General features: G+C 33.6%; 12 protein-coding genes, 1 tRNA gene and 1 pseudogene. 6 read left to right on the top strand and 8 right to left on the bottom strand.

From position 1 onward, the window contains the following. Positions 1 to 15: 15 nt before the first annotated feature. The 7 genes from OOK82_RS05615 to OOK82_RS05585 all read right to left on the bottom strand — a co-directional run bounded on the left by OOK82_RS05615 (position 16) and on the right by OOK82_RS05585 (position 7,277). Positions 16 to 1,143 (bottom strand): SurA N-terminal domain-containing protein, encoded by a 1,128-nt coding sequence (locus OOK82_RS05615; RefSeq protein WP_010403414.1) that lies wholly within the window; start codon positions 1,141 to 1,143, stop codon positions 16 to 18. A gap of 118 nt (positions 1,144 to 1,261) precedes the next feature. Beyond that, positions 1,262 to 1,352 (bottom strand) — tRNA-Ser (locus OOK82_RS05610). A 98-nt stretch (positions 1,353 to 1,450) separates the two neighbouring features. After that, the gene (gene ppa, locus OOK82_RS05605; protein WP_064085837.1) at positions 1,451 to 1,957 is read right to left on the bottom strand and encodes an inorganic diphosphatase; all 507 of its coding nucleotides are present in this window, start codon (positions 1,955 to 1,957) and stop codon (positions 1,451 to 1,453) included. An 80-nt stretch (positions 1,958 to 2,037) separates the two neighbouring features. Continuing rightward, positions 2,038 to 3,318, bottom strand: a complete 1,281-nt coding sequence (locus OOK82_RS05600; protein ID WP_264704551.1) for a WD1261 family protein — start codon at positions 3,316 to 3,318, stop codon at positions 2,038 to 2,040. A 112-nt stretch (positions 3,319 to 3,430) separates the two neighbouring features. Then, positions 3,431 to 4,543 (bottom strand): tRNA 2-thiouridine(34) synthase MnmA, encoded by a 1,113-nt coding sequence (gene mnmA / locus OOK82_RS05595; protein ID WP_264704661.1) that lies wholly within the window; start codon positions 4,541 to 4,543, stop codon positions 3,431 to 3,433. Between the two features lie 227 nt (positions 4,544 to 4,770). After that, positions 4,771 to 5,838, bottom strand: coding sequence for a rod shape-determining protein (locus OOK82_RS05590; protein WP_064085834.1), 1,068 nt, complete (start codon positions 5,836 to 5,838; stop codon positions 4,771 to 4,773). A 20-nt stretch (positions 5,839 to 5,858) separates the two neighbouring features. After that, positions 5,859 to 7,277 (bottom strand): gluzincin family metallopeptidase, encoded by a 1,419-nt coding sequence (locus tag OOK82_RS05585; protein ID WP_010403317.1) that lies wholly within the window; start codon positions 7,275 to 7,277, stop codon positions 5,859 to 5,861. Between the two features lie 274 nt (positions 7,278 to 7,551). On the opposite strand from OOK82_RS05585, the gene OOK82_RS05580 reads away from it, so the two are divergent. The 3 genes from OOK82_RS05580 (at position 7,552) to ftsH (ending at position 11,514) form a co-directional block, all read left to right on the top strand. After that, positions 7,552 to 8,031: an OmpA family protein gene (locus tag OOK82_RS05580; protein ID WP_017532347.1), complete on the top strand. Its 480-nt coding sequence runs from the start codon at positions 7,552 to 7,554 to the stop codon at positions 8,029 to 8,031. Between the two features lie 142 nt (positions 8,032 to 8,173). Beyond that, positions 8,174 to 9,466 (top strand): tRNA lysidine(34) synthetase TilS, encoded by a 1,293-nt coding sequence (gene tilS / locus OOK82_RS05575; protein ID WP_264704550.1) that lies wholly within the window; start codon positions 8,174 to 8,176, stop codon positions 9,464 to 9,466. Positions 9,467 to 9,684: 218 nt separating this feature from the next. Then, complete coding sequence (gene ftsH, locus OOK82_RS05565) at positions 9,685 to 11,514, top strand: ATP-dependent zinc metalloprotease FtsH (protein ID WP_010406977.1); 1,830 nt, start codon at positions 9,685 to 9,687, stop codon at positions 11,512 to 11,514. A 124-nt stretch (positions 11,515 to 11,638) separates the two neighbouring features. Here the strand turns inward: ftsH and OOK82_RS05560 are convergent. Then, positions 11,639 to 12,510: pseudogene (locus tag OOK82_RS05560) on the bottom strand (hypothetical protein). Between the two features lie 236 nt (positions 12,511 to 12,746). On the opposite strand from OOK82_RS05560, the gene OOK82_RS05555 reads away from it, so the two are divergent. The 3 genes from OOK82_RS05555 (at position 12,747) to OOK82_RS05545 (ending at position 15,607) form a co-directional block, all read left to right on the top strand. Next, positions 12,747 to 13,241 carry a WBM0748 family T4SS-associated protein gene (locus OOK82_RS05555; protein WP_010403296.1) on the top strand — a complete coding sequence of 165 codons (495 nt, stop codon included), beginning with the start codon at positions 12,747 to 12,749 and terminating at the stop codon, positions 13,239 to 13,241. A 284-nt stretch (positions 13,242 to 13,525) separates the two neighbouring features. Then, entirely contained in the window at positions 13,526 to 14,788 is a 1,263-nt protein-coding gene (locus OOK82_RS05550) for a pyruvate dehydrogenase complex dihydrolipoamide acetyltransferase (protein ID WP_264686795.1), read from the top strand. Between the two features lie 57 nt (positions 14,789 to 14,845). Further along, positions 14,846 to 15,607 (top strand): hypothetical protein, encoded by a 762-nt coding sequence (locus OOK82_RS05545; RefSeq protein ID WP_019236771.1) that lies wholly within the window; start codon positions 14,846 to 14,848, stop codon positions 15,605 to 15,607. Positions 15,608 to 15,681: the final 74 nt, after the last annotated feature.

Below are 15,681 nucleotides of genomic sequence, written 5' to 3'. Positions count from 1 at the left end.
AAAACCTCTCTAACTTCAATTAAACTGATAACTAACAGCTGCATTTTTACGCATATTATCCAATAACAGGTTGCTTTGTATCATAATCTTTTGTTGATACATTTCCTGTTTGATTGCTTCTATATCCATTGCATTATTTTTGATATCACATAACATCATCAACTTTGCAGTGCTATTTTCTCTTAATTCTACTATTTCATTCATATTTGTTTTACTAAATAAAATCTGTAAATCAGGATTTAAATTTCGCATTTTTATTTCAAACTCTTTTACGCTTGGCAACTTGAAATCATCTGCTAACTTGTCAAAATTTAAACAACTGACCTTTTGCTCCTTAAAATTAGAGAGTAAACTTTCTGAACCTTCAACTACAACCTGTTTCAGTTTTAAAGTACTTTTCAGCATTGTATGATTAAGCTGTACTTTATCTATGACTTTTATAACAGAGTAACCTTCGCTTAAACTAACCGGACCTGCTACATCACTGATTTCTAATCCTTCCAAAACGTCCTTGAGTTTACCTTTTAGCTGACTTAAATTAACGGTTGCTTTGCTCATCTTTATTGAAGATTCTGGATTATTACTGCTACGCAATTGTTTTATTAAATCTTCAGCCATCTTCTGATCAGGAATTACAAACTCCTGAAATGTAATAAGGTAGTCAGGTTTCTCTTTTTGTTTTCTTACATCGTCCACTTCTTTATCGCTGATATTGACAAGTGGCACAATTCCTACTTCAATAATCTTGTTCCACAGTAGCTGACACTTTACTTGTTTTTTTAGGGTATTGAGATCTATATTATGCTTTTTTACGTATTGATCAACTTCATCAGCCTCAAGTTTTAAACTTTGAGTTAAGAATAACGTGACAGCATTATTTAACTCCTCGTTACTCAATTCTATATTCATCTTCTGTGCTTTGCTGACAATGATAATTTCGTCTATTAACTGTCTTAGAATTTGAGATTTTACCTCTTTTTGATTAATCTTCTGAGTGCCAAGCAATGAATTTATGAAGTTTATACGTCTTTCGATATCTAAATTTGAAATTGGCTCACCATTTACATCTGCAACAATTTCAATCTCAGTTGCAAGTAACCTAAGCGGCAGCATTATTAATATCAAAATTAGTATTTTATGCATATAAAATTATTTAGCTAATAACTAATTCTATAATAAATACTGAATAAACGCTAGCTAACTTTTTAATAATTAAAAAAGAGGGTGAAATTACTTTAATGAATACCTAAACAATAATATACGGAAGGAGAGGGATTCGAACCCTCGATACGACTTTTCAATCGTATAACGGTTTAGCAAACCGCCGCCTTCAGCCGCTCGGCCACCCTTCCAAATTATTACTATAATATCAAGACCTTTACTGCCTGTCTAATGCTTTTAACCGCAACATAAAAAACAACAATATTTTTCTGAGCAGCTCTAATGCAAACTAATTTCTACTTTTTTCAATGATTTTTTTTGCTTTTTCCACATCAGCCCATTCTCCAACTGTTACCGTTTTTCCCTTTTCTAAATCTTTATAATGAGAAAAGAAATGAGCAATTTTATCTAGTAGATTTTTAGGTAAGTCAGAATAGTTCTTTATATTGTCATAATAGCTATCAACACTGGAGATAGGTACAGCTAATATTTTTTCATCCTCTCCTTTTTCATCTTTGGTAAGTAATGCACCTACTGGACGCACCGATATCAAAACTCCAGGCGCTAAAGGAAATTGAGTTAGCACCAAAACATCCGCAGGGTCACCATCACCTGCGCAGGTATTTGGTACAAATCCATAATTGCAAGGATAAGTCATTGAGGTAGACAAAAATCTGTCAACTTGTAATAATCCGAGCTCTTTATTAAATTCATACTTTACGGGTTCAGCATTTGCGCCTATTTCAATTACTACATTTATTTCATCTGGTTTTGTTGTTATTTTGCTTAAATCCATGGATTACCTCGTTATTCAAGAGAAGATATTATATAGCATACACTTTAAAAGTGCTACATTTATCATTCATAAGTAGAGGTTTATGGTTGCATAGGACCATTTGTAAAACCATTAATAGTTGCACTGTTGAACGTTGAATGTGGCGGTTCTTGAGGTGATTTCAGTAGTTGAAATAAAGCATATACTACTACAATAGTCAGTACTGCAGCAATTATTAGATTAGTTTGTGGGCTCATTGAGTTAAACAAATTTTGCTCCATAAAGAAATAATCGGTAGCATATAATCCAACAGACAATACAAACATACCTAAAGCTAATTTACAAAATGTGTTTTTATGATTTTTGTTTTTTTTGTTACTGATAGTAGAGTTTAGTCTGCATTCACTTTGTGGCACTGAGTAATACGTATTCTCAGGGTTTGTTACTAATTGTTCAAATGCATCACTATTTTGGTTTTTTAGTAGTTGCTCTAGAGTACGTTTGATATTTTTAGGATATAGAGAATCTTGACTGTCTTGCTCTCTTGCAGCTGTAAATGTCCCGTTCAATTCACTTATACCTCTATAATTAAGTGTATACTTGGTGAATCCATTTCTATACGGTAACTCAATTTTTCTTAATACGTTTATTAACTGTAAGATGTAACTGTAATACAGTGGTGTGTTGATTACTCTAGCTTTCTCATTAATATATTGATTGAGTGATAAAATATCTCCATTTCCAGTACATGTAGAAAATATACCATAACTAGAAAATAGTAATGCTATGTCTTTATCTATTTTTATACTGTAAATCGAGTAATAATGATTTATTACCTCTTTACATAAGCTAAACTCTTTATCAAATTCATTTGCATAGCTTATTTTGAGTAACTTTTTAACATTATTGAGTACTTGTTTCTCAAAGTCATCATTATTGTTAAATAGAGCTTCACCTTTCGGATTTGCTAGAATATTAAAAAGCTTTAGTTTTTTTTGATCTTCTGTCAATTCTACTTGATCTACAATTTCCCTTAGCAGTTTCTTCGAAGTGTCACAAAGAGTAGGTATTTTTTTACTTTCAACTGCAGCATATATTTTATCAATTACTTCTTGAGTATTGAACTGAGCATTTTCTGCAAGAACTCTATAAGCTTGAACATAAATTAAAAACAATCCTTGTAGACTAAATTTTAAGTTAAAATATTTATCTAATGGCTCTTGTTCTTTTTTATTAATGAATTCGGATAGACCTATATGATTTCTGCAATCCATGCAATGATGTAAGTCAGCATGTTGAAAACTGCCCAAACGAATAAATGCGGCCTCTAGTAAATTGCCCTTACCAACAATTTTTATTAACTCTTCAACTTCTTTAACCATCCCTCTAGTCCACAATATAATAATTATCTTTATAGTATAAAGAATATAGGATAAAACAGCAATAAATTTTATTGTATGTTTACATTCTGCATTAAAAAATTAAACCACCAAGTTAGGAGCATATCCAACCTCCACCTATAACTTGTTCGCCCTTATATGCTACACAGGCTTGACCTGGACTGATGCCAAAGTAATCGTCGTTTAAAATTACACAGGCTTTGTTCTTTTCGTCAGTTGAATATATTGTCGCTAAGCTTCCTGCATGTGATGACCTAAGCTTCACAGTTACTTCCATGCCTTCTTTTGGTTGTTCTAACCAATTTAACTCTTTGACCAATATCTTTTTTTGCATGAGCGCATTGATTGGACCCACTACAACCTCATTATTTTCTGTATTAATTCTTATTACATAAAGAGGCTCACTGTGTGCAATGCAGAGGCCTCTTCTCTGGCCCACTGTAAAATTTACTATGCCGCTGTGCTCACCTAGCACTTTTCCATGAATATCTACTATTTTACCTTTCTGTACAGATTGTGGAACTAATTTAGCTATTGTTTTACTATAGCTTTCGGAAACAAAGCATATATCTTGACTATCCGGCTTTTCAGAGATTTGTAAGCTAAAATATTTTGCTAATTTTCTTATATCACTTTTATAGAACCCACCTAGTGGAAATCGCAAAAGCTTTAACTGCTCCTCAGTTGTAGCAAACAAAAAATAACTTTGATCTTTACTTTTATCAATACTTCTGCACAACTTTACCTCACCATTTTCTTCTAATCTTCTTACGTAATGTCCTGTTACGAGCACATCCGCACCAAGATTTTTTGTGACTTGCAATAGATCACGGAATTTTACTGTTTGGTTACATCTTACACATGGTATGGGGGTTTCCCCACGCATGTAAGTATTCGCAAAATCTTCTATTACTTCCTTTTTAAATGTTTCTTCGTAATTTAAAATATAATGAGGAAAGCCAACATTTTCAGCTACGCGTTTGGCGTCATAAATATCTTGTCCAGCGCAGCATGCACCTTTTCTTGCATTAGCATTGCCATCAGTGCCATATAGCTGAAGAGTCACACCTATCACTTCGTACCCAAGGTTATACAGCAGTGCTGCAGCAACGGAGCTATCAACTCCCCCGGACATTGCAACAATAGCCTTAGTTTGATGCGGAGCTTTATCTTTTAATAAAGGTTCAATTTCAAATTCTTTTAGCATATAATTTATAAACACAAACCTGGTGTCAAGCGCTGGAATCCAGTTTCTATTACACAATTTCATCGAAACAGCGTACTTATTTGTAGTCATGTTCCAGTGTCAAGCGCTGGGATGACACCCCTTCCTGCTGGAAGTTGCCTTTAAATTACTTGGTGCGTGACACTGGGATCTCATTTATATTACATAATTCCATCAAAACAATTCGATAAACTGCATTCAAAAACAATTTAATCTTGCTTGAATAAAACATGGCCAAAATAGTCCATGTTTTCAAGTACTTTTCCGCTACCCAGGGCAACACAACAAAGTGGATCATCTGCAACACGAACTGGTAATTTTGTTGTTTCACTAATAACTTTACTCAAGTTGCGCAATAACCCACCTCCACCAGATAAAATTATTCCTCTATCAACTATATCAGAAGAAAGTTCAGGTGGAGTACTCTCCAGTGCAGTTCTAATAGCAGAAATTATCTGATGTACAGGCTCTATTAGGCTCTCTGCAACTTGATATTCTGATAAAAGCATTTCTTTTGGCATACCACTCACTAAATCCCTGCCTTTAATTATCATTCCCTCTTTGTTGTTTTCAACTGGCAGACTGGCTGAACCGACGTTTTTCTTAATTTTTTCAGCAGTTGTTTCGCCAATCAATAACTTATGATTTTCACGAATGTATGACTTTATTGCCTCATCCATAATATCGCCACCTACTCTGGCAGAACGTGAATAAACAATTCCACCTAAAGAAATAATTGCAACTTCAGTTGTACCACCTCCTATGTCAACAATCATAGAACCTTCAGGTTCGGTAACTGGAAGTCCAGCCCCAATTGCTGCAGCCATTGGTTCTTCAATTAAGAATACTTCATTTGCACCAGCACTTTCTGCTGCATCTTGTATAGCACGCCTTTCAACTGGGGTAGATCCAGATGGAACACATATGATAATATTAGGCTTATTAACAGTGAATCTTGTGTTTGCGCTGCGTATGAAATATTTTAACATTTCTTCCGCGCTTTTAAAATCAGCAATAACTCCGTCTTTCAAGGGCCTTATCGCTTCTATTTCTCCAGGTGTTTTTCCGAGCATCATCTTAGCTTTTTTGCCAAAAGCATAAGGAACGTAACTTCCTTTTTCTTTTACTCTTGCTACAACTGAGGGTTCATCAAGCACTATCCCCTGACTTTTCTGATAAACTAAAGTATTTGCAGTACCAAGATCTATAGCAATATCGCTAGCAAATAAACCTTTGAAAGTAAAAAAATTTCTGATTAAATTCTGAACAAAACTCATACACAACTCAAGAAAACCATTTATTGAGACAAATTATACTTTTCAGATAAGTAACTAGTGTAGCACTCAATATCTAAATCCCTACCTGTTACCTTTTTTAGCTGTTCCAAAAAGCCATAATTTGCACTATATACATTTTTAGAGAACCAATCGATAAGTAAACTGAAATCTCCTTTTACTATAGAATCTAAAAATTCGTAATGATTTTTCTTAATGAAAGAAAAAAACTGCACAGCAGCGATTAACGCTATGACTTTAATAGGAAAGTAGCCTATAACACCACTTATCCAATACTCATCTTGAAAATAAGTGTCTAGCTCATTTTTAGCTTTTACTGAAATCTTGTAATGCTTCATACCTTCCAACCATTTATCGTGTAGATCTTTAACTTCTAACGTACCATTTATTAGATCTTGTTCTAATTTAGTTCTTAGCATAATGTGAGCCAATAAACTAAATTCATCCGCATTCTTCAAAAAAGATGAAAGATTTACTTTATTGAAAATCAAATACAAATTTTCAACACTACTATTAATTTTGCCTTTTGTAGAAAGTTTCTCCTTTATGTGTGGTTGAATGAACTCAATAAATTCTCTGGATGTTCCAATGATCCTTTCCATGAATAACCCTTGAGTTTCATACATAATATGTTTCGTAATTGAGCTCTTTATAGAATTTTGCGCTAAACATTTTTGATGAATTGCATAACCAGTATGCCGTAAAAGTAAAAATAAACCATAACAAAGGTCAGATTCATCATAATCGATAGGATCGTAATAAGAAATGGAAATCTCATTTGGTGTAACACTCATTTGCTGTAAGAATAAGGAACCAAGTTCAATCTGTCTCTGAACCGTAACTTTTTGTATATTAGTAACCTTATCCTTCTTCTGCTTTTGAGTTACTTTCTCTACATTTTCACTAAAAAATTTACCTAGCTTAGGAAATATTTCCTTTATGTTCTTTTCTGTGATATTAGAGTCATAGTCAGCAAGCAATGACTCATAGTTTGAGCGCTTTAATTGCTGCGATTTTATAGAAGCTGCTTCACGAGTAAGCTTAATTAGGTTAGTAAAGCATTCTTTCAGCTTTTCTAAGTTACTAATTTCAGAATTAGTTAGCCTCCATAAGTTTTGGCATTCAATCTTAGCTTTGGACAAAGATTTTACTAAATCAACAGGAATAGCACTGCTGCTTTTGTGTATCCCCTCTATTAACTTTAGCTGCTGAATATTAGCACTCTTTTTATTCCTAAGAGCATTCGCTAATGATTCCTTTATTGCATCATGAGAGATAATTTCATGTCTGATTTCCTCTAGAAGACACATTTGTTCAACTTTGTCCTCTACATTCAATTGGCTTTTGCTTAGTAGTTTTAGTGTGTTTTCGATATTCCTTACCTTATGTAATACTTCCTCTAAAAACTTATAAGATCTCATTTTTATTCATTGCTTTGAAACATCTGCTTAATATCGTAATAGATTAATAATAAAGTTAAAAGTATATTTGCTTAAAGTACAATAAAAAATTGTATTTTTATTCTTTTATTGTACTTTATTGCTAAGAATTGAGCATCTTATCAGAAAATTAATTATAAGATTGTAAAGAAAACATTTAGTATTTTATTTCCCTTGACTCTATTCTAGTATAGAGGGATTATTAGTACTAAAATTAAAATTACGCACTATATTTTAAATTTATGGAGGTTTAGTGATGTGGAGTAGACTGATTATAATGTGTTGTTTTTGTTTACTGCTTACTGGTGTAAGTTCTTGCCCTAAAAAAGGAGTAAATACAACAAATAAAATGAATGCTGTTGTTAAGCAGATAGGTGATAAAAGAGTTTTCTTTGGTTATGATGAATCTAGTATCGGTGAAGTGAGTGCAGATGCATTACTTGACGTGATGGAAGTGTTACAAAATAATCCTGACGCAAAGGTCACTTTAACTGGTCATACTGACAATCGTGGTTCTCACGAGTATAATCTTGCACTAGGAGCTAGACGAGCAGATGCAGCTAAAAAATTTATGGTCAGCTGTACACCTTATCTAGAAAATAGAATAAAAACTGCTTCTAAAGGTGAAACTGAGCCTTTGGTTAATGTAAAAGATGATTCTAGAAATTCCAAATATGAAAAAGAGCATGCTAAAAATCGTAGAGTGGAATTTTCATTTTCTGGAATAAAGAAGTAGTTTCTTGCATTAAAACCTGGATCCCAGTGTCAAGCACTGGGATGACAAAAGAGAGCAATTCCGCTGCTTGTTAGCGGGATCTATATATACCACAAATAAGTCGCTGTATGACGTAGAGACTATCTGGCCATCAAGAAACATAATGAAATTAGAGTTATTATTTCAAAATATAGCTAATAGTTTTGCTTTCCATAACCAAATCGCAGTTGCAGTATCAGGTGGTGTAGATAGTATAGTCTTACTGCATTTAATGACTAACTGGGCAAAAAAAAACAAGCTTTCACTTCCTATAGCATTAACAGTAAATCATGGGTTACGTTCAGAGTCTCAAAAAGAAGCTGATTTTGTTATAAGTTATGCAAAAGAACTTGGAGCAAAGGAATCGTTCATATTAAATTGGGAGAAGCAAAATATTAAAGGTAATATTCAGTTACAGGCACGAAAAGCACGATATAAGTTACTAGCAGAGTGGTGTAAAAACAATAATGTTAAATGTTTGCTCGTTGCTCATCACAAAGATGATCAAGCAGAAACGTTCTTATTAAGATTGGAGCGAGGTAGTGGAGTAGATGGATTATCATCAATGGATTACAAATCTTTCTTAAATGGTATTTATATATTTAGGCCGTTGTTAAATTTTAGTCGTAGTGAAATAGAAAAGTACGCTAATCTTCACCGGTTAAAATGGATCGAAGATAGAAGCAATTATGACTTAAAATACAGACGAACTTTATACCGTAACTTACTGAAAGCAAGTGACAATCAAGAGATTTTAACAGAGCGAATATGCCTCACAGCCCTTCATATGAAAAGAGCTGCAAAAGCGTTGATGCACTACACACGCCTTGCACTTAATGACTGCGTTAATATTCATGATCTTGGTTATATTGAAATTAAACTAGATGAACTTTATAAACTGCCAGAGGAAATAGCTTTAAGGCTTCTTCTTTATTCTATAATGGCAATTGTCAACAAGCACTATAAACCAAGGTGCCGTAGCCTTATCGCAATATTTAATAGAATATTGCAACAAAATAGTGATGTTAATTGCACACTCTATGGATGCAAAATAAGAAAATATGGAGAAAGTATTTTGATAATGAGAGAATCGTCAAATATACAGGAAATTACTGTACACTTACCATTAAATGGTTCTATTGAATGGGATAACAGGTTTAGCTGCACAATATTTGGAGATCAGGAGTGTTCAGTAACTATTGCTCCGCTAAAAAAAACACAAAAAATCCCTGAATTTCTAAAAAATTATGATTATTGCTCTGAAGTTTACTATTCTTTGCCTACAGTACAAAAAGATGGAAAGATGCTTGCTTATCCATGTATGAAACATAATAGTAAGAGCACTAGTGATGATGAGATTAAATATTTTATTTCTAGTATAATAAAGGAAAATTTGCTAAAGTTAACTGATATTTAATTAAGGATTACAATGAGTGGGGCAAGATTTTTTAAATTTGTAATTATTTTTCTAAAGTTTACTACTCTTTTCCAACAGTGAAAAAAATGGAAAGGTGGTTGCTTATCCTGATGTAAATTATAACGGAGAAATACGGTGATGATAAGATTCGATGCATTATTAATAGCACGATAAAACAAAATTTGGTAAGCTTGATTAGTGTTTAATTAGAAATGTAAATGAAAAAATTTTTAGAAGGCTTATTGATCTGGTTAGTGATTATTGTTCTTATTTCAGTTGCTTATATTCAATTTAGCGGAAGTATAGGTAAGAGTAAAACAACCATACCTTTTTCAGAATTTTTAACTAGACTAGAAGATAATGATATAGAAAATATTACAATAAGAAACCAAAGTATCGAAGGGAAGTTTAGGGATGGGTCAGCCTTTAACTCAAGTGGTGTTATATATAGTGACTTAATAAAAAGTTTGCATGATAGGAAAGTGAAGTTCTCCTTTTCAATTGGAGACTCTGCAATAGGTATAATTGGTGGATTACTTATTCAATGGGTTCCGACCCTTATCTTTATCGGTTTATTACTTTTCCTTTTTAAACAAACGCAAGCAGGAGGTAATAGAACTATAAGCTTTGGCAAATCAAAAGCTAGGCTTATGACTACTGGAAAAAAAGTGACATTTGATGATGTTGCTGGGATTGATGAAGCAAAAGAAGAGTTGGTTGAAATTGTTGATTTTCTTAAACAAAGGCAAAAATTTCAAGTGTTAGGTGGGAAGATACCAAAAGGATGCCTTTTAATTGGTTCCCCTGGAACTGGTAAAACTCTACTTGCTCGTGCAATTGCAGGTGAAGCTAATGTACCGTTTTTTAGTATTTCTGGATCTGATTTCGTTGAAATGTTTGTCGGTGTTGGTGCAAGCCGTGTCCGGGATATGTTTGATCAAGGTAAGAAAAATGCTCCTTGTATAATTTTCATAGACGAAATAGATGCAGTAGGTAGGCATCGCGGCATCGGTCTTGGTGGCGGTAACGACGAAAGGGAACAAACATTAAACCAGTTACTGGTTGAGATGGATGGTTTCGAGTCTAATGAAGGTGTGATAATAATTGCTGCAACTAACCGTCCAGACGTCCTAGATCCAGCACTACTTAGACCTGGTCGTTTTGACCGACAGATTACTATTTCTTTACCTGATATAAATGGACGTGAGAGAATATTAAATACGCATATAAAGAAAATATCGATAGCACCAGATGTAAACGTAAAAACAGTTGCGAGGGGAACGCCAGGTTTTTCAGGGGCTGATCTAGCAAATTTAGTGAATGAGTCTGCGCTTATTGCTGCAAGAAGAAATAAGAAAATTGTTACCATGGATGATTTTGAGTATGCACGTGATAAAGTGATGATGGGCATGGAAAGAAGGTCCTTAGTCATTACAGAAGAAGAAAAAAAGCTTACTGCTTACCATGAAGCTGGTCATGCAGTAGTTTCAGTTAATATGCCTGCTTCTGATCCTATACACAAAGCAACAATTATTCCACGTGGTAGAGCACTCGGTTTAGTTATGAGACTACCAGAAACAGATAGAGTGTCCCTCACAAGAGAAAAGATGCTAGCAGATATAACTGTTGCAATGGGTGGACGTGTGGCAGAAGAGCTAATTTTTGGCTATGATAAAGTCACAAGCGGTGCATCTTCAGATATAAAACTAGCATCAGATTTATCACGTTCTATGGTGACAAAATGGGGAATGAGCGACAAAATAGGTCCGATCTATCATAATCGCGAACAAATCACACATGATTCTGAGACAATTTCTGAAGATACGTTAAGACTTATAGATGAGGAAGTAAAGAAAGTCGTATTTTCTTGCTATGAAAAAGCAAAAGACATTTTAACCAAGCGTAGGAAAGACTTGGAGCTCATTGCTGAAAATCTACTGGAGTTTGAAACTTTAACAGGAGATGAAATAAGAGACATATTAAGTGGAAAAAAAATTGTTAGAAATGAAAATGAAGGTAAAGAAGAGATAAGAAGATCCTCTCTCTAATAAGATCTGGCTTTATTTAACCGCTAAAACAAAAATTTTTAATTAATTAGCTTAAGTTATAAGATCATAGTTAAGCCGATGTATTTTATAAATGGACTTTTTTGAACATTCTTCCAATTTTTTTCTAAATAACTCTTTGCCTATTTAAATAAGTATGTTCAGTATTAGAGCTTTCCAGACCGCTACTAGGAGAAAGATTAGGTTCTTGACCTTTAAACATCTCTATTAGCTTTAATACAGGAGCAGTTCCTGCTACAATAGCTCCTATAACAGCAGTAGCACCCATGATGAGAAGAATCGGTTCTGCAGTGGTGATTTTACACAAAGCTCAATACATAAACCAGCAATGACCATACCAACCATTATACCAATGAAAGCACCTACAATTATGGATGAAACTACACCAATTAATTCTCCTATTTTTGAACTAAGTGGTACTTCTCTTTCACGTCTAATACGCCTAATATAGCGTGACCTCATTTGTCCTCTCATTATTACATTTTCATCCCTGTTTCCAAAGAGATTCAATGACGCTTCTCTTTCTCTAATAAAATTTGGCCGCATTTGTTGTTCTCTTGCCCTTCTTCGCTCTCTCATTATTATGTTTTCCTCAAAGAGGTTTAGTGGTACTTCTCTCTCACCTCTAATTCTAACATGATTTAGCTGTGCTTGTTCTACTAATAACCTTATTGTACTTTTTATTTCATTTAGCGGTGCTCTTCCTCCAATATCCTTAATTGCCTTCTCAAATTTTAATAGCGACTTGTTATTTAGTCTGACATTATTCTGAGAATCACAAACAATAACCCAATCTAAAATTGGCTTTTTTTGACCACCATACTCTATATAATCATTAATGTGTTCCTTTAGTTTTTTAATTATCTCTACTGCTCTTGTTTCCATAGCTTCTATGGCGCTATCTTCACTTTCTATGAGTATATTGAAAACAATTCCTAATAACTCCTGTTGTAAATCCTTTCGTTCTTTAATATTCATAATTAGCCTCAACTTTTATATGCTATTTTGCCAAAATAATTTTACCAAATAAGTAATATATATACAATAATTCTCGTTTAAAAATTTTTTTACATTGGCTTATCTCAGTTATGTTTTAGGATGTAAAAGCTTCTTACTTTAATAATTTATTAAAGTAAACCATATATGGATTGCTATTTAGGAGCAGCTGTTGTACTTTAATCAGAAGGTACAGTAATGTAAGAAGGAGGTACTTTATGTCTTTAAAAAATGAAATTTCTGAATTGATAGAGCAACAGCTTGGCATTAAATATCATGACAATTGCTTAGCTTACACTATCCATAATTCGGCTGCAGGTGAAATATCCGATTCTATTGCTCTTTGCATAGTTGGCTGTGGCGATTGTGAGATTAAGTATCAAGGTATTGCTAATTCATTTAACATAACGAAAGAAGAAATTAACCAAAGTAATATAGAAAGCATAAAAAATAAGATAGAAAGTGAAGCTAGAAAAGAAGGTAGTGAATTTTCCGAGTTGATTTCTAAGATGGATCAATCGCTGAAAGAACAAAGTGAAAAGTCTATTATACAGATTTTAAATTCATCTGCTGAAGAGATGTTAAGGAGTTTTTGTGGTAGTTCTATACAGAGAACAGAGGATAAAGAAGTTAGTCTGTCCTCTGCTTCACATGAAGAACCTGCTACAGAAGATTCGGAAACTACTATTAATTCTGATCTTTTATCAATTTAACCAGCTCCTCATATAAATTTTTTCTGTACCCAAGCTATATGTTTGTGAGAGGATAGTAAGCACTACATTTTTCTATTTCCATTATAACAGATTCGTCTATTTTCATGATGATCTTACTATTTGTACTCTGTCTAGGACTAAGCAATAGAAATAGTAGGATAACAGTAGTCAACCAAGATTCCAGCATCACGTACTAGGATGATATAAGTATCATGATTTACGATTAGATTGACATAGGGTAAAGAGTAAATTAAAAATTAAATAGATCTTTTAATGCAGAATAAATGCCTATAGAAATATTGATGCCCGCTCTTTCCCCAACAATGAGTCAAACTGGAGGGAAAATTGTAAAGTGGTGTAAAAAAGAACAAGATAAAGTTGAAATAGGTGATGTAATCGCTGAAATTGAGACTGATAAAGCCATAATGGAGTTTGAATCTGTCGATGAAGGAGTTTTAGCAAAAATTTTAGTGTCGGAAGGAACAAGTGGTGTGCCTGTAAATCAACTGATAGCTCTAATGTTAGAGGAAGGGGAAGATAAAAGCGCACTTGATTTAGCTTCTGCCATCAATACCAAGGTTGAGAAGGAGGTTGAAGCCGATTTTTCAGTATCATCCAACCCTTCGATTTCATCTAGCTCTTCAATGTCATCCCAGTGCGTGACACTGGGATCTAAAAAAGAGGATAGAGCAACAGAAAATAGAATAAAAGTAAGTCCCTTAGCTAAAAAAATAGCTCAAAATGAAGGTGTTGATATAAAGCGATTAAAAGGTACAGGTCCATATGGTCGTATCATCAAAGCTGATGTATTAGAATTTTTAGATCAAACTAAAAGCTATGAGAGATTTGAGGAAAATACAACAGTTGAAGTAAGTAATATGCGCCAAGTGATAGCGCAGCGCCTAGTTGAATCTAAGCAAAATATTCCACACTTTTATTTAACTGTAGACTGCCACGTTGATAAGCTAATATCGCTCAAAAATGAGGTTAATTCAGCAAATGAGAACAATAAAGTAACAATTAATGACTTAATTATAAAAGCTGTGGCTTTCAGCATGAAAAAATTTCCTGACATAAACTCATCGTGGATAGATACTAAGATAGTAAAATATTCAAATATAGATATCTCAATTGCTGTAGCGCTTGAGGATGGACTTATTACTCCTATAGTAAAAAATGCTGATGAAAAAAGTGTTTTATCTATATCAAAAGAAGTGAAAGATTTAGTAAATAGAGCACGATCTGGAAAATTAAGGCCTGAAGAATTTCAAGGAGGAGGGTTTACCATTTCTAATTTAGGCATGTTTGGTATAAAAACTTTCAGTGCTATAATCAATCCACCACAGTCTTGCATTATGGCTGTCGGCGCATCTAAAAAACAACCAGTTGTCATAAGTGAAAAAATAGAGATAGCAGAGGTAATGACAGTTACTCTCTCTGTTGACCACAGAGCAGTTGATGGAGCACTCGGAGCAAAATTTTTAAATGCCTTTAAGTACTATATAGAAAACCCTACGGTGATGCTTCTTGAGCCTTTATTATTATAATAAAATTAATACCTCTTAGTTTATACTTTTGTTAGTTAATAGGTTTAGAGGTAAAATATGACTGATAAAAAGATAGAAAAACGTAGTATATCTTTTGATGCTACAAAATCAAAATTTTCAAACGATAGGTTTCAAATAGATTCCTCATCTAATGAGTCAATAGATACCATTGGTAAAAAATTTAAGTATGAAGTGAAACTTCCAGGTGTTATTCACACTACAACAAGAAAAAATAATGTTGGAAGCGGATTAAATGAGTTAGATCTAAGAAAGAAAAATGAAAACTCTTTCAAGACACCAATAAAGAATATTGAAGAATCAGATAGTAAGAGAAACCAAAGTCATTTGCTGTTTCAGGAGGACTCATTTCCAGAACTACCAGCATGTGCATATAAGCCAGCACTGCTGCCAAAACCATCAAAAGAAAAAATAAAGGAAGCTGTAGATAAAATGCGCAATAATAGAAAAGCTCATAATTCTGCAAGTGTTGAAAATGGTGTTAGTTCAGACAGGTTCAAAGTGCGCCCGTTCTTATGTAGTGATATAGATGGATATGTAGCTCCTGACAAACGTGACCGTAATCTAGAAAGGTGTAGGGTTACACATGATAGCAGTAAGCTTGAAGCACAAATGGAAAGAAAGCATGGGTTTCAATCAGATCCAAGTGTTAAGCATGTAAAGGCTGATACTGTAGTATGTTCTATTACTAAAGGTCATGACAAAAAAGGCGTTAAATCTGATGTCTCATATACACAAGAGCCTACATCAGAAATGTCTAAGGTTAATGTGAGAGAATTAGCAAATAGGTTCCGTGGCTAATCATTATTGGATTTTTCGAATAACAATTGCTTAAGATTTTATAAACTGTGCATATAGTACTCTATAAGAGAAGT

The organism is Wolbachia endosymbiont (group B) of Apotomis betuletana (assembly GCF_947250475.1).
GTDB lineage: Bacteria > Pseudomonadota > Alphaproteobacteria > Rickettsiales > Anaplasmataceae > Wolbachia.
This window is presented reverse-complemented; position numbering and strand designations above follow the sequence as displayed.

Bases quoted from the DNA above. Each gene is read 5' to 3' on its own strand.
- tilS (WP_264704550.1), top strand. From the start codon at position 8,174: ATGAAATTAGAGTTATTATTTCAAAATATAGCTAATAGTTTTGCTTTC.
- ppa (WP_064085837.1), bottom strand. From the start codon at position 1,957: ATGGATTTAAGCAAAATAACAACAAAACCAGATGAAATAAATGTAGTA.
- OOK82_RS05585 (WP_010403317.1), bottom strand. From the start codon at position 7,277: ATGAGATCTTATAAGTTTTTAGAGGAAGTATTACATAAGGTAAGGAAT.
- OOK82_RS05580 (WP_017532347.1), top strand. From the start codon at position 7,552: ATGTGGAGTAGACTGATTATAATGTGTTGTTTTTGTTTACTGCTTACT.
- ftsH (WP_010406977.1), top strand. From the start codon at position 9,685: ATGAAAAAATTTTTAGAAGGCTTATTGATCTGGTTAGTGATTATTGTT.
- OOK82_RS05615 (WP_010403414.1), bottom strand. From the start codon at position 1,143: ATGCATAAAATACTAATTTTGATATTAATAATGCTGCCGCTTAGGTTA.
- OOK82_RS05590 (WP_064085834.1), bottom strand. From the start codon at position 5,838: ATGAGTTTTGTTCAGAATTTAATCAGAAATTTTTTTACTTTCAAAGGT.
- OOK82_RS05600 (WP_264704551.1), bottom strand. From the start codon at position 3,318: ATGGTTAAAGAAGTTGAAGAGTTAATAAAAATTGTTGGTAAGGGCAAT.
- mnmA (WP_264704661.1), bottom strand. From the start codon at position 4,543: ATGCTAAAAGAATTTGAAATTGAACCTTTATTAAAAGATAAAGCTCCG.
- OOK82_RS05555 (WP_010403296.1), top strand. From the start codon at position 12,747: ATGTCTTTAAAAAATGAAATTTCTGAATTGATAGAGCAACAGCTTGGC.
- OOK82_RS05550 (WP_264686795.1), top strand. From the start codon at position 13,526: ATGCCTATAGAAATATTGATGCCCGCTCTTTCCCCAACAATGAGTCAA.
- OOK82_RS05545 (WP_019236771.1), top strand. From the start codon at position 14,846: ATGACTGATAAAAAGATAGAAAAACGTAGTATATCTTTTGATGCTACA.